The 12,765-nt window shown below is 65.8% G+C and carries 16 protein-coding genes; 10 read left to right on the forward strand and 6 right to left on the reverse strand.

Going from position 1 to position 12,765, the window contains the following annotated elements; translation table 11 throughout:
- Position 1: 1 nt before the first annotated feature.
- Positions 2 to 607, reverse strand: coding sequence for an NYN domain-containing protein (locus K32_RS08665; protein WP_201403629.1), 606 nt, complete (start codon positions 605 to 607; stop codon positions 2 to 4).
- A 259-nt stretch (positions 608 to 866) separates the two neighbouring features.
- Here K32_RS08665 and rpoZ point away from each other — a divergent pair, with 259 nt between their 5' ends.
- The 9 genes from rpoZ to era all read left to right on the forward strand — a co-directional run bounded on the left by rpoZ (position 867) and on the right by era (position 8,530).
- Positions 867 to 1,241 carry a DNA-directed RNA polymerase subunit omega gene (gene rpoZ / locus K32_RS08670; protein ID WP_201403630.1) on the forward strand — a complete coding sequence of 125 codons (375 nt, stop codon included), beginning with the start codon at positions 867 to 869 and terminating at the stop codon, positions 1,239 to 1,241.
- A gap of 122 nt (positions 1,242 to 1,363) precedes the next feature.
- Positions 1,364 to 3,571, forward strand: coding sequence for a bifunctional (p)ppGpp synthetase/guanosine-3',5'-bis(diphosphate) 3'-pyrophosphohydrolase (locus K32_RS08675; RefSeq protein WP_201403631.1), 2,208 nt, complete (start codon positions 1,364 to 1,366; stop codon positions 3,569 to 3,571).
- Between the two features lie 34 nt (positions 3,572 to 3,605).
- The gene (gene pyrE / locus K32_RS08680) at positions 3,606 to 4,184 is read left to right on the forward strand and encodes an orotate phosphoribosyltransferase (protein WP_201403632.1); all 579 of its coding nucleotides are present in this window, start codon (positions 3,606 to 3,608) and stop codon (positions 4,182 to 4,184) included.
- 32 nt (positions 4,185 to 4,216) lie between these two features.
- Positions 4,217 to 4,792 carry a DUF2062 domain-containing protein gene (locus K32_RS08685; RefSeq protein WP_201403633.1) on the forward strand — a complete coding sequence of 192 codons (576 nt, stop codon included), beginning with the start codon at positions 4,217 to 4,219 and terminating at the stop codon, positions 4,790 to 4,792.
- Positions 4,793 to 4,809: 17 nt separating this feature from the next.
- A complete protein-coding gene (locus tag K32_RS08690; protein ID WP_201403634.1) occupies positions 4,810 to 5,574 on the forward strand; it encodes a pyridoxine 5'-phosphate synthase in 765 nt (254 codons plus the stop codon).
- On the forward strand, positions 5,571 to 5,975 hold the full coding sequence (gene acpS, locus K32_RS08695) for a holo-ACP synthase (protein ID WP_201403635.1): 405 nt from the start codon (positions 5,571 to 5,573) through the stop codon (positions 5,973 to 5,975). The genes K32_RS08690 and acpS overlap by 4 nt, the downstream gene beginning before the upstream one ends.
- A gap of 167 nt (positions 5,976 to 6,142) precedes the next feature.
- Positions 6,143 to 6,898 (forward strand): signal peptidase I, encoded by a 756-nt coding sequence (gene lepB, locus K32_RS08700; protein ID WP_201403636.1) that lies wholly within the window; start codon positions 6,143 to 6,145, stop codon positions 6,896 to 6,898.
- Between the two features lie 20 nt (positions 6,899 to 6,918).
- The gene (gene rnc, locus K32_RS08705) at positions 6,919 to 7,617 is read left to right on the forward strand and encodes a ribonuclease III (protein WP_201404419.1); all 699 of its coding nucleotides are present in this window, start codon (positions 6,919 to 6,921) and stop codon (positions 7,615 to 7,617) included.
- Complete coding sequence (gene era, locus K32_RS08710; RefSeq protein ID WP_201403637.1) at positions 7,607 to 8,530, forward strand: GTPase Era; 924 nt, start codon at positions 7,607 to 7,609, stop codon at positions 8,528 to 8,530. The genes rnc and era overlap by 11 nt, the downstream gene beginning before the upstream one ends.
- A gap of 168 nt (positions 8,531 to 8,698) precedes the next feature.
- Here era and K32_RS08715 read toward each other — a convergent pair whose 3' ends face one another.
- The 5 genes from K32_RS08715 to xth all read right to left on the reverse strand — a co-directional run bounded on the left by K32_RS08715 (position 8,699) and on the right by xth (position 12,079).
- Entirely contained in the window at positions 8,699 to 9,391 is a 693-nt protein-coding gene (locus K32_RS08715; protein WP_201403638.1) for a YafY family protein, read from the reverse strand.
- 4 nt (positions 9,392 to 9,395) lie between these two features.
- Entirely contained in the window at positions 9,396 to 9,698 is a 303-nt protein-coding gene (locus tag K32_RS08720) for a hypothetical protein (RefSeq protein WP_201403639.1), read from the reverse strand.
- Positions 9,699 to 9,815: 117 nt separating this feature from the next.
- Positions 9,816 to 10,868: a DUF2332 domain-containing protein gene (locus K32_RS08725; protein ID WP_201403640.1), complete on the reverse strand. Its 1,053-nt coding sequence runs from the start codon at positions 10,866 to 10,868 to the stop codon at positions 9,816 to 9,818.
- Positions 10,869 to 10,877: 9 nt separating this feature from the next.
- Positions 10,878 to 11,300: a GFA family protein gene (locus K32_RS08730; protein ID WP_201403641.1), complete on the reverse strand. Its 423-nt coding sequence runs from the start codon at positions 11,298 to 11,300 to the stop codon at positions 10,878 to 10,880.
- Positions 11,297 to 12,079, reverse strand: a complete 783-nt coding sequence (xth, locus tag K32_RS08735; RefSeq protein ID WP_201404420.1) for an exodeoxyribonuclease III — start codon at positions 12,077 to 12,079, stop codon at positions 11,297 to 11,299. Before xth ends, K32_RS08730 begins: the two co-directional genes overlap by 4 nt.
- Positions 12,080 to 12,271: 192 nt before the next feature.
- On the opposite strand from xth, the gene K32_RS08740 reads away from it, so the two are divergent.
- Positions 12,272 to 12,697 (forward strand): OsmC family protein, encoded by a 426-nt coding sequence (locus K32_RS08740; protein WP_201403642.1) that lies wholly within the window; start codon positions 12,272 to 12,274, stop codon positions 12,695 to 12,697.
- The last annotated feature ends 68 nt before the right edge of the window (positions 12,698 to 12,765 follow it).

A 12,765-nucleotide genomic window follows, 5' to 3' on the forward strand; every position in this document is an offset into this window, starting at 1 on the left:
CTCAGATCTCGTCGTCGAATTCGTCGTCGAAATTGCCGCCGCTCGCGTGCTGCCGCTCGGCGCTGCGATGCGCCCGCTCGGACGGATCCCGGCCGATCCGGTTCTGCAGGCTCACCAGGTCGATGAAATGGTCGGCCTGGCGCCTGAGTTCGTCGGCGATCATCGGCGGCTGCGTCGAAAGCGTCGAGACGACGGACACCTTGCGGCCCTTGCGCTGCACGGCCTCGACCAGCGAGCGGAAATCGCCGTCGCCGGAGAAGAGGACGACATGGTCGACATGCTCGGCCACTTCCATGACGTGGACGGCGAGTTCGATGTCCATGTTGCCCTTGACCTTGCGGCGGCCGGCGGCGTCGAAGAATTCCTTGGTCGGCTTGGTCACCACTGTGTAGCCGTTGTAGTCGAGCCAGTCGATCAGCGGCCGGATCGAGGAATACTCCTGATCCTCCGACAGCGCCGTATAATAATAGGCGCGCATCAGGTAGCCCTTGGACTGGAACTCGACCAGCAGCTTCTTGTAGTCGATGTCGAACGCCAGTGCCTTGGCGGCGGCGTACAAATTGGCGCCATCGATAAAGAGCGCAATCTTCTCGCGTGCGTCGAACATTTGAGGACCCAATAATCCAGACAATAATAGAAAGAATGACGAGGCGGCCGGCGGCGGCCGACTCAAAAGTGCAATATTGAATCCATATAGGGTGCGCAGGGCGTCGGCAAACGGTCTACCAGCAGGCCTCGGTCCCGCCGGGCCGCATCGCGTCCCGCCGTAGCGGGCTGGGTGCGCCGTATAAACTCTTGCAATTCAACGGCCACGCTCTTATTCATGCGCGCTTGAACCCCAGACTTTCCCGAACAGGAGACCTGACATGGCGCGCGTCACCGTGGAAGATTGCGTCGACAAGGTCGAGAACCGCTTCGAGCTGGTCCTCCTTGCCGGCCATCGTGCTCGCATGATCGCCAGCGGCTCGCCGCTGACCATCGATCGCGACAACGACAAGAACCCCGTCGTTGCGCTCCGCGAGATCGCCGACGAGACCATCCACCCGGATGATCTCAAGGAAGACCTGATCCATTCGCTGCAGAAGTATGTCGAGGTCGACGAGCCCGAGCAGGACCTCCAGCTGCTGGCCGACGATTCGGCCGACGAGGACAACGGCGTCGCTTTCGACCGCATGTCGGAAGAGGACCTGCTGCGCGGTCTCGAGAACATGGTTCCGCCGGACAAGCAGGACGATTTCTGAGGCTTCGCGCCGCAGCAGGGCTGAACCGCTTGTCGTTTAGCCTCGTTCGCTATCCTATATGAACGGATAGCCTTTTGGCCGGGTCATGCCCGGCCTATTCGTATGCCCGCGGAAGCCGCGCCATGATGCGCCAATATGAACTCCTCGAACGGGTCCAGCGGTACAATCCGCAAGCCGACGAGGGGCTTTTGAACAAGGCCTATGTTTACGCCATGCAGAAGCATGGCTCGCAGCGCCGCGCCAATGGCGATCCCTACTTCTCGCATCCGCTCGAAGTCGCCGGCATTCTCACCGATCTGAAGCTGGACGATTCCACGATCGCCGTCGCGCTGCTGCACGACACGATCGAGGATACGGACGCGACGCGCGCCGAGATCGACGGCATGTTCGGCGAGGACATCGGCCGCCTGGTCGAAGGCCTGACCAAGATCAAGCGCCTCGACCTGGTGACCAAGAAGGCCGCCCAGGCAGAGAATTTCCGCAAGCTTCTGCTCGCCATCTCCGAGGATGTGCGCGTTCTGCTGGTGAAGCTGGCCGACCGGCTGCACAACATGCGCACGCTCCACTTCATGCCGGAGGAGAAGCGCGGCCGGATCGCCGAGGAAACGCTCGAGATCTATGCGCCACTCGCCGGCCGCATGGGCATGCACGACATGCGCGAGGAGCTCGAGGAGCTCGCCTTCGCGGTCGTCAATCCCGAAGCGCATCTCGCCGTCACCACGAGGCTTGCCGAGGTCCGCAGCCGCAACGAGACCCTGATCGAGGAAATCGAGAAGGATCTGCGCGAAAAGCTCGAAAAATACGGCATGCAGGCCAAGGTCTTCGGCCGGACCAAGCGACCCTATTCGATCTTCCGCAAGATGGAGCGGAAGGCGGTCTCGTTCGAACAGCTCTCCGACATCATCGGCTTCCGGGTCATCCTCGGGACGACGGCCGAGTGCTACGCCGCGCTCGGCATCGTGCACACGACCTGGCCGACGGTGCCGGGCCGCTTCAAGGACTATATCTCGACGCCGAAGCAGAACGACTACCGGTCGATCCACACCACCGTGGTCGGACCCGGGCGCCAGCGCGTCGAGCTGCAGATCCGCACCCGCGAGATGAACGACGTCGCCGAATACGGCATCGCGGCGCACGCGCTCTACAAGGACAAGGGCAACGGCAACCTGTCGGACGAGAGCCGCGCCTATACCTGGCTGCGCCGCACCGTCGAGATGCTGGCCGAGGGCGACACGCCGGAAGAGTTCCTCGAGAACACCAAGCTCGAGCTCTTCCACGACCAGGTGTTCTGCTTCACTCCGAAGGGCCGGCTGATCGCGCTGCCGCGCGGCGCCACGCCGATCGACTTCGCTTATGCGGTGCATACCGACATCGGCGACACCTGCGTCGGCTGCAAGATCAACGGCCGGATGATGCCGCTGACGACCGAGCTGCATAATGGCGACGAGGTCGAGATCATCTGCTCCAAGGCGCAGGTGCCGCCGCCCGCCTGGGAATCGATCGCCATCACCGGCAAGGCACGCGCCTCGATCCGGCGCGCTGCCCGTACCGCGATCCGCAAGCAATATGCCGGCCTCGGCCGCAAGATCGTCGAACGCGCGTTCGAGCGCGCCGGCCGCGATTTCTCCGAGGACCGCCTCAAGGCGGCGCTGCCGCGCCTGGCGCAGCAGAACATTGAGGACATGCTGGCCTCCGTCGGTCGCGGCGAGATCCAGTCCGTCAACGTGCTGAAGGCGGTCTATCCCGACCACAAGGAAGAGCGCGCGGCCGTGCCGAAGGGCGGCAACGGCACCGGCGGCGAGCCGGGCTGGTTCGGGCTGAAGAAGGGCTCGGGCATGATGTTCCGCGTGCCCAATGGCGAGACGCCGTCGGAGCTGCCGGCGATCCCGATCCGCGGCCTGCATGGCGACATGCCGGTCCGCTTCGCGCCGGAAGCCGGCGCCGTGCCTGGCGACCGCATCGTCGGTATCATGACGCCGGGCGAGGGGATCACGATCTATCCGATCCAGTCGCCCGCGCTGAAGGATTTTGATGACGAGCCTGATCGCTGGCTGGATGTCCGCTGGGACATCGACGCCGCCAACCGCGAGCGTTTCCCCGCCCGCATCGAGGTGACGGCGATCAACGAGCCCGGCACGCTGGCGCAGATCGCCCAGATCATCGCCGACAATGACGGCAACATCTCCAACCTTCGGATCGTCAAGAGCGCCCCCGATTTCTCGGAGCTGGCAATCGATCTGGAAGTCTGGGACCTGAAGCATCTCAACCGCCTTTTGAGCGATCTCCGCGAACGTCACGTCGTGAGCGCCGCCAACCGCGTCAACGCCTGACGGCCGCGACGGCAAGATCTGGACTGGATACCGAATGAATCAAGCTGAAATCCTCGATGTGTTCCGCGCGTCCGGCGCTCTGCTCGAGGGCCATTTCATCCTGAGCTCTGGGTTGCGCAGCCCGATCTTCCTGCAAAAGGCCCGCGTCTTCATGTATCCGGACCGGACGGAGCGGCTGTGCAAGGCGCTTGCCGAGAAGATCCGCGAATCCGGCGTCGAGTTTGACCTCATCGTGTCGCCGGCGCTCGGCGGCCTGATCCCGGGTTACGAGACGGCCCGCCATCTCGGCGTCCCGGCGATGTGGGTCGAGCGCGAGCAGGGCGAATTCCGCCTGCGCCGCTTCGAGCTGCCGGAGAATGCCCGCATCATCGTCGTCGAGGACATCGTCAGCACCGGCCTCTCGATCCGCGAAACCATCAGCGCGATCCGGGCCATCGGCGGCAATGTCGTCGCCGCCGCCTGCCTCATCGATCGCTCCGACGGCGAGGCGGAAGTCGGTGTTCCCTTGGTAGCGCTGACCCGCTACAAGGTGCCTGCCTACCCGGTGGACCAGTTGCCGCCGGAACTCGCCGCCATCCCGCCGGTAAAGCCGGGAAGCCGCAGCCTCGCCTGAGGCCGTCGCGCAGAGCACGATCGCTGCATTCCATGCTGTTTCGTCGTCGCCGTCCCCTGAAGCCACACCAGAAGCTGGCCCAGTTTGTGTGGCCGAGGGGAGGGTGGGCGCGAACGTCGCTCTACTACCGCAAGCGGCTGATGCGGCTGTCAGACACGCCGCATTCGATCGCGGCGGGTTTCGCGGTCGGCGTCGCGCTGGCGATCACGCCGTTCCTCGGCTTTCACTACCTGCTCTGTCTCGCCGTCGCCTTCCTCGTCCGGGGGAACGTTCTCGCGGCCGTGCTCGGCACCTCGCTCGGCAACCCGCTGACCTTCCCGTTCATCTGGCTCGGCACCTTCGAGACCGGCAGCCTGATCCTCGGCTGGTTCGGCCAGCGTCCGGACCCGATCGACTTCGACCATCTGGCGCACAAGCTGCTGACCGATTCCTGGCGCGAGATTTGGCCGATCATCGAGCCAATGCTGATTGGCGCCATCCCGATCGCACTCGTTCTGGGTGCGATCTCCTATGTTCTCGTCTATATGGCGGCGAAGAGTTTCCAGTCGTCGCGTCGGCAGAGATTCGCCGTGCGGCGGAGCGCCTTGCACGGCCATCGCCGGCATTGATTGAAAGGGATCGCGTCGTGACTGTCCGCAACGAACTCCGCCTCGGCGTCAACGTCGATCACGTCGCGACGGTCCGCAACGCGCGCGGCGGCGTGCATCCGGACCCGGTCCGGGCGGCGCAGCTGGCGGCAGCCGCCGGCGCCGACGGCATCACGGCGCATCTCCGCGAGGACCGGCGCCACATCATCGACAGCGATATCGAGCGCCTGCGCGCCGAGATCGCCCTGCCGCTCAATTTCGAGATGGCGGCAACGCGCGAGATGGTGGACATCGCGCTCCGGCACCGGCCGCACGCCGCCTGCATCGTGCCGGAACGGCGCGAGGAGCGGACGACGGAAGGTGGCCTGGACGCCGCCGGCCAGCTCGCCCATCTGCTGCCCCTCGTGCGCGAACTCGGAAGCGCTGACATTCGCGTCTCGCTGTTCATCGCCGCCGATCGCCGGCAGATTGACGCCGCCGTGGCGCTTGGCGCGCCGGTGGTCGAGCTGCATACGGGAACCTATTGCGAGGCGATCGAGGACGGGCCGGAGGCTTTCGAGCGCGAGCGGGCCCGCATCGAGGACGCCGCCCGCTATGGCGCCAGCCTCGGGCTCGAGATCCATGCCGGCCATGGCCTCGCCTTCGATACGGTGCAGCCGATTGCCGCCATTCCGGTCATTCGCGAACTCAATATCGGCCATTTCCTCATCGGCGAGGCGATCTTCGTCGGTCTCGAACAGTCAATCCGCACAATGCGCCGTCTCATGGACGAGGCCCGCGCCCAGGCCGATGCGCTGTCATGATCATCGGGCTCGGCAGCGATTTGATCGACATCCGTCGCGTCGAGAAGACGCTCGAACGTTTCGGCACGCGTTTCACCGAGCGCGTCTTCACCGAGATTGAGCAGAAGAAGTCGGACAAACGCGCCGAGCGGGCGGCGTCCTACGCCAAGCGCTTCGCGGCCAAGGAAGCCTGCTCGAAGGCGCTCGGCACCGGCCTCAATCATGGCGTCTTCTGGCGCGACATGGGCGTCGTCAACCTGCCGAGCGGCAAGCCGACCATGGCGCTGACGGGCGGCGCGGCGGCGCAACTGGCCCGGATGATGCCGCCCAACCATCATGCCGCGATCCATCTGACCATCACCGACGACTATCCGCTGGCGCAGGCCTTCGTGATCATCGAGGCGCTGCCGGACCCGGCCTGACAGGCGGTTCGGGCATCGGCTCCTCCACTCGGCCGGCGGGCGTTTTTCCCGCCGCGAACGCTATTTCTGGGCGATGTCGGGCCATGCGTTGCGCCGGCGTCGGCGACTCGGTATGAACCTGCTTCTGCCATACGGTGGGCTGCACGAAAGACGGATCGGAAGGACGCATGAGCGTGGCGGGCGACAAATACAAGGCCGAGCGCGGGGGCATGGGCGAGACCGTCAAGATCGTCGTCAATGCGCTCATCCTGGCGCTGATCGTCCGGACCTTCCTGTTCCAGCCGTTCAATATTCCGTCGGGATCGATGAAGTCGACATTGCTTGTCGGCGACTATCTGTTCGTTTCGAAATACGCTTACGGCTATAGCAAATATTCGATCCCCTTCGCGCCGGACCTGTTCTCGGGCCGGATCTGGGCCACGCCGCCGGAGCGCGGCGACGTCGCCGTCTTCAAGCTGCCGCGCGACCCCTCGGTCGATTACATCAAGCGCGTGATCGGCCTGCCGGGCGACAAGGTGCAGATGATCGGCGGCGTGCTGTATCTGAACGGCACGGCGGTGCCGAAGGAAAAGATCGACGACTACGTCACCACCGACGAGTTCGGCACCCAGACCCACGTCCCGCGCTACAAGGAAACGCTGCCGAACGGCGTCAGCTATACGGTGCTCGACCTCGATCCGCGCAGCTTTTCCGACGACACCCCCGTCTATGAAGTCCCGCCCGATCACTATTTTATGATGGGCGACAATCGCGACAATTCCACCGACAGCCGCGTTCTGGGGGCTGTGGGCTACGTTCCTTTCGAGAATTTCGTCGGCCGCGCCGGCATGGTCTTCTTCTCCGTCGAGGAGGGCGCCCAGGCCTGGCAGTTCTGGAAGTGGCCGTGGACCGTTCGTTTTGACCGACTTTTCAAGGTGATCTGAGCTTGGCATCCGAAGAACCGCTGCAGCGTCTCGAGGAAAGGATTGGTCATCGGTTTTCGAGCCGCGGTCATCTGGTTCGGGCTCTGACACATGCGAGCGCCGTGGCGGAGAGCCACCTGACGCCGGGCGAGAGCTATCAGCGGCTGGAGTTCCTGGGCGACCGCGTGCTTGCGCTCGTCATCGCGGATATGCTGCTCGAGGCATTTCCGGCCGCCGACGAGGGCGAGCTCGCCCGCCGGCTGACCGGCTTGGTACGCAACGAGAGCTGCGCCGAAGTGGCGCTCGACATCGACCTCGGCAGCTGGATCCGGCTCGGCGGCGGCGAAGTGCAGTCCGGCGGCCGGCGCAAGGCCGCCATCCTGGGTGACGTCTGCGAGGCCGTCATTGGCGCCATCTTCGTCGATGGCGGCTTTCCGGCGGCGCGCGCCTTCATTGACCGGCATTGGCGCAAGCGAATGCTGAACTGGACGGGCCCGCTGCGCGACGCGAAGACGACGCTGCAGGAATGGGTCCAGGGGCGCGGTCTGCCGGCCCCAAAATATGAAATCGCCGAGCGGAGCGGGCCTGACCACGCGCCGCATTTCAAAGTGGAAGTAAAGATCGAGGGCATGCCTGTCGTCCTCGGTTCGGGCCGTTCGCGGCGCGAGGCGGAGCAGAAGGCGGCGACTGCCGTGCTGCGCGCCCAGGGCGTATGGAGAGAAGAAGCCAATGTCGTCTGATCTGGTGAATCCCGCGGAGACCCCGACGCGCTGCGGCTTCGTCGCGCTGATCGGCGCGCCGAACGCCGGCAAGTCGACGCTCCTCAACCAGCTGGTGGGCACGAAGATCTCGATCGTCACCCACAAGGTGCAGACGACGCGCGCCATCATGCGCGGCATCGCGCTCGAAGGCGCGTCGCAGATCATCTTCGTCGATACGCCCGGCATCTTCCAGCCGAAGCGTCGCCTCGACCGCGCCATGGTGGACACCGCCTGGGGCGGCGCCAAGGACGCGGACCTCGTCTGCGTGCTGATCGACGCCGAGCGCTACCAGAAGAGCGAGACGGCGCAGATCCTCGACAAGGTGGCGGCGGTCGGACAGCCGAAGATCCTCGTCATCAACAAGATCGACACCGTGCCGCACACCGCGCTGCTGGAGATGGCGGCGAAGGCCAACCAGACCGTGAAGTTCGAGCAGACCTTCATGATCTCGGCCCTCAAGGGCCACGGCTGCAAGGATCTGATGGCCTATCTGGCGCAGCGCGTGCCGGAAGGGCCGTGGCTCTATCCGGAAGACCAGATCTCGGACCTGCCGATCCGGCAGCTCGCCGCCGAGATCACGCGCGAGAAGATGTTCCTGCGCCTGCATGACGAGCTGCCCTACCAGTCGACGGTCGAGACCGAGCTCTGGAAGGATCTGCCGGACGGTTCGACCCGGATCGAGCAGACGATCTATGTCGAGCGCGACGGGCAGAAGAAGATCGTGATCGGCCATCGCGGCGAGACGATCAAGGCGATCTCGATGGCGGCGCGCACCGAGATCCAGGAGATGGCCGAGCGGCCGGTGCACCTGTTCCTGTTCGTCAAGGTTCGCGAGAACTGGGGCGACGATCCCGAGCGCTACCGCGAGATGGGAATCGAATTCCCGCGCTGATTTGCTGAAGCGAGCGGTCGACAGACCCTCACCCCAACCCTCTCCCGCAAGCGGGAGAGGGAGATCGCCTGCGCTTGTCGCCGCGTTAGAGGCCGATGAAGCGCGTCGGCCCAAACCCTCGCCCGCTTGCGGGAGAGGGCCTTGTTGGGCGGTAGCGCCGGATGCCGGCTAGGGCCTGCGCCCTTCTTCCCGCAGCCGCTTCATGTAGTCGGCCAGCGTCCGGCCCTTCTCTGGCTTGAAGACCTCGTCGAGGATCTCCGCATCGACGATGCGATCGAGTCGGAACATGCGGAAATCCTCGCGCAGCTCGCACCAGGCCGTTGCCGTCCAGGCGTGGCCCCAGGCCTCGATTGCCAACGGGCGAATGACCCGGCCGGTCAGCGCCTCGGTCGCGCTGCGATAATTCAGCTGCATCTTGTGTCGTTGCCGGATCGCCTGCCGGAACAGGGGAAGCTGCGCGTTGGCGGCGGCGATCAGGGCGGGCGACTTGACCTGCACCGCGTCGCGCCAGATCTCGCCGCGCCGCGCTTCCGGCAACACCGCGTCGATCTTGACCAGCGCCTCGCGGACCGCGGCCGCGAGTTCGGGATCCGCCCAGGCCTCGACGAAGCGGGCGCCGAGCGCCAGCCCTTCCAGCTCCGCCTGCGAGAAGGCGAGGGGCGGCAGCAGCAGGGTGCCACGCAGGACATAGCCCACCCCGCGTTCGCCCTCGATCGGCACGCCGGTTGCGACCAGCGCGTCGATGTCGCGATAGACCGTCCGGACCGAAACCTCGAGGCTGTCGGCAATCTCCTGCGCCGTCCTGAGCCGCGCGCCGCGCAGGATCTGCACGATGTCGAACAGGCGGTCGGCGCGCCGCATCGCGTCAGCCGGAATAGGCGACGGGGTAGTAGCCGCGCTGCAGCGTTGGCGTGTCGATCAGGGCCGAGAAGGCGGCGGCGTCGGGATTGGCGGCGAGCCGCGCGCTGGCGTCGCGGGCCGAGTCGCGGTCGAGCCAGTGGACGATCTCCGTCCAACTGCCATCCTCGGCCTTGGCGATGCTGCGCGCGAGAAAGCCGCGCTGGCGGCGCAGGATGCCCATGGCGTCATCGGCGGCGCGCACGAACTGGCGCTCGTCGATGCCCGGCACGAGCGAATAGGAGCTGATTTCGAGCACGTTGCTGTTCATGGCGGGATCCTCGCCGACATCTTCGATGCTGCCAATATAAGCATAGCCAACTGACAGCGTTATGTCAGTTGGCTTGGTGCTCCTGACAGGAATCGTATGTCGCGCGGCGAAGGCCGGCTAGCGCGCGAGCCAGTCGACGAACCGGCCATGAAAATCGGCGCGGCCGATCTCGCGCTCGCTGCCATCCGGCCAAATGGTCAGGCGCACGCTTGCCGTCCCGGGCTGGCTGTCCGCCTCCATGCGCAGCCAGGCCACCGGGGCCTCCGCTGTCGCCGACCGTCCGGCGGCCTGCAGGGTGGCGGTAACAGCGCTCTGCGTGGCCTCGGGCAGATACTGCCACATGATCGTGTGGACGAGGACGCGCGCCACGCCAGCGGGCGATGGCGGGGCGAAGCGCCGCGCGACCCATGCGACGGCATCCGCTTTCTCGACCCGCCAGGGGGCGGATGCCGCGACATCCAGCGCGGCGCCGGCGCGGGCGAGCCGCTCCGCCTGGTCCGCCCAGATATAGGCCAGCAGCCTTTCGCGATCGGCTTTCGAGCCGGGATCGAGCGGGCTGACGTCGCAGCCGGCTCGATCGGCGATGCGCAGCGGCGCGCCTGTGTCCGGTGTCGCGCCGCGCCATTCCGAACGGATCTGTACCGTCGAGTCGGTCGTGCCCCAGTCGAGGGCGCCGAGCGCGTAGCGATAGCGGTCGAAGCCGAGATTGAGGCCCATGCTGGCGCCGATCTCGTACCAGGCGAGCGGCAGGCCGATTTCCTGGCCGAGGATCAGCGCGCCGCCGAGCAGTACCGAGGATCGGGCAACCTCGTTGGTCTGCGGCGGGCTGTCGAGCCAGTCATGCAGGAAGTCGTCGTTCTCGGTAATGGCTGACGCAAGGGCGTCCGCCAGGGCGTCGCGATCGGTCGGTGCGGGAGGATAGGCGGCGAGGAGCGCGTCGGATCTTCCGGCTCGCTTCAGGGCATGGAAGCCCGCCGCCGCCCGCAGCGCCAACGCATCGGCGACCGGGTTGCCCGGCCAGTCGAGAATGCGCCGTCCGAAGCGGCTCGTCTCGTCCAGACGTTCGGCGAGGATTTCGCAGACATCCGCCGTGAACGGAGAGCCGAGCGACCGGCATGCGGCGGCCTGACGTTCAAATGCCTGCAGCCGATCGCCCGTCAGCTTCGCCATCGCGTTCCTTCAGCCGGTCGGCTCGTCCAGATGCGACGGCAGCGTGGTGTCGAAGCCCTTGCTGGCGACGCGGCGGCTGCCGACCCAGATGTTGTGCTGGGCGGTGAAGCGGTCGGGCTCGTCCAGCGAGGCGAGGGTGACGTCGATCTTCAGGGGATCGTCGGTGGTCGTCATCATCAGCGGCGTGCCGCAATCGGCGCAGAAATGACGCCGGCCGGTCGCCGAGGATTCGTGGATCGCCGGGGTGCCGGCGGTCAGGCTGAAGGCGCTGGCGTCGAAGGTAGCCCAGGTCAGGAACAGCGCGCCGCTCGCCAGCTGGCAGAGCCGGCAATGGCAATGGCAGACGATCCGGGGCGGCCGGTCGATCGTGTAGTGAATCCGGCCGCACAGGCATCCGCCCGTGATCGGCGCCGCGCTCATAACCTGGCTCAAATTGAAAGCTCCACATGAACCGGCACGTGATCCGACGGCTTGTCCCAGGCCCGGACATGCTTGTCGATCCCGACCGAGACGAGCCGATCGGCCGCCTGCGGCGACAGCAGCAGATGGTCGATGCGGATGCCGTTGTTCTTCTGGAAGGCGCCGGCCTGATAGTCCCAGAACGTGTACAGGCCGCCTTCGTCGCTCGTCGCCCGCACCGCGTCGGTGAGGCCGAGGGTCTCGATCGCCCGGAAGGCCTTGCGCGTTTCCGGCTGGTACAGGGCGTCGTTCACCCAGAGCGACGGATCCTTGGCGTCCTTGGGCTCGGCGATGACGTTGTAGTCGCCGGCGAGAACCAGCGGCTCCTCATAGGTCAGCCGCTCGGTCGCCCAGTCGCGCAGCCGCTCCATCCAGGCGAGCTTGTAGGTGAATTTCTCGGTGCCGATCGGATTGCCGTTCGGCAGGTAGAGCGACACCACCCGGAGCGCGCCGCTCGGGACCGAGAAGACGCCCTCGATGAAGCGCGCATGCGCGTCGTTGTCGTCGCCGGGCAGGCCGCGATTGACTTCGTCGAAGGGGAGCTTCGACAGCAGCGCCACGCCGTTGAAGCCCTTCTGGCCATGCGTCGCCACGTTGTAGCCGAGGTCCTCGAAGGCCGATGTGGGAAAGCCTTCGTCGACCGATTTGATCTCCTGCAGGCAGGCGATATCGGGCGAGGCTTCCTTGAGCCAGGCGAGGGCGGTGTCGATGCGGGCTTTGACGCCGTTGATGTTCCAGGTCGCGATCTTCATGCCGAGCACACTAGCCGATCCGCGTGACGTTGCCAGCTCCAAGCCGGGACGCCGGCGCGTCTTGCACATCTCCTATACCGCCTTCAAGACGGCTGGCACCTATACTTTGGGCCCCTTGGATCCCGCGATGCGACGGCCTAACTCTAAGGGCGCCGGCAGGAGCCGGAATTGCAACCGCAGAAGGAGGCTCGAATGCCGGTCAGGACATCGGACGCGAAGTGGCAGGGTGATCTCAAGAGCGGCAAGGGAACCGTTCACCTCGGCAGCGGCGCCTGGGAAGGCCAGTACAATTTTTCGTCGCGCTTCGAGGAAGGCAAGGGCACGAACCCGGAGGAGCTGATCGCCGCCGCGCATGCCGCCTGCTTCTCGATGGCGCTGTCGGCCGGCCTGTCGGGCGCCGGCTTCACGGTCGAGTCGATTGCGACTTCGGCAAAAGTGAAGGTCGAGCCTGTCACGGGCGGTTTCGAGATCACCAAGATCGATCTCACCACCGAGGCCAAGGTGCCCGGCATCGACAAGGAGGCCTTCGACAAGATCGCTGCCGCGACCAAGGAAGGCTGCCCGGTTTCGAAGGCGCTGAAGGCTGTGCCGATCGAGCTCGACGCGAAGCTCGTCTGATCGCGGTTCGCGGCGCGGATCGCCGCATCCGTTCCGCCGGCGCATGGCTTGACCCCATGCGCCGGCTG

Origin of the sequence: Kaistia sp. 32K, assembly GCF_016629525.1 — a bacterium.
In the GTDB taxonomy this organism is placed as follows: domain Bacteria; phylum Pseudomonadota; class Alphaproteobacteria; order Rhizobiales; family Kaistiaceae; genus Kaistia.

Coding starts and splice junctions, on each gene's coding strand:
- K32_RS08665 (WP_201403629.1), bottom strand. CDS start 607: ATGTTCGACGCACGCGAGAAGATTGCGCTCTTTATCGATGGCGCCAAT.
- rpoZ (WP_201403630.1), top strand. CDS start 867: ATGGCGCGCGTCACCGTGGAAGATTGCGTCGACAAGGTCGAGAACCGC.
- K32_RS08675 (WP_201403631.1), top strand. CDS start 1,364: ATGATGCGCCAATATGAACTCCTCGAACGGGTCCAGCGGTACAATCCG.
- pyrE (WP_201403632.1), top strand. CDS start 3,606: ATGAATCAAGCTGAAATCCTCGATGTGTTCCGCGCGTCCGGCGCTCTG.
- K32_RS08685 (WP_201403633.1), top strand. CDS start 4,217: ATGCTGTTTCGTCGTCGCCGTCCCCTGAAGCCACACCAGAAGCTGGCC.
- acpS (WP_201403635.1), top strand. CDS start 5,571: ATGATCATCGGGCTCGGCAGCGATTTGATCGACATCCGTCGCGTCGAG.
- lepB (WP_201403636.1), top strand. CDS start 6,143: ATGAGCGTGGCGGGCGACAAATACAAGGCCGAGCGCGGGGGCATGGGC.
- era (WP_201403637.1), top strand. CDS start 7,607: ATGTCGTCTGATCTGGTGAATCCCGCGGAGACCCCGACGCGCTGCGGC.
- K32_RS08715 (WP_201403638.1), bottom strand. CDS start 9,391: ATGCGGCGCGCCGACCGCCTGTTCGACATCGTGCAGATCCTGCGCGGC.
- K32_RS08720 (WP_201403639.1), bottom strand. CDS start 9,698: ATGAACAGCAACGTGCTCGAAATCAGCTCCTATTCGCTCGTGCCGGGC.
- K32_RS08725 (WP_201403640.1), bottom strand. CDS start 10,868: ATGGCGAAGCTGACGGGCGATCGGCTGCAGGCATTTGAACGTCAGGCC.
- xth (WP_201404420.1), bottom strand. CDS start 12,079: ATGAAGATCGCGACCTGGAACATCAACGGCGTCAAAGCCCGCATCGAC.
- K32_RS08740 (WP_201403642.1), top strand. CDS start 12,272: ATGCCGGTCAGGACATCGGACGCGAAGTGGCAGGGTGATCTCAAGAGC.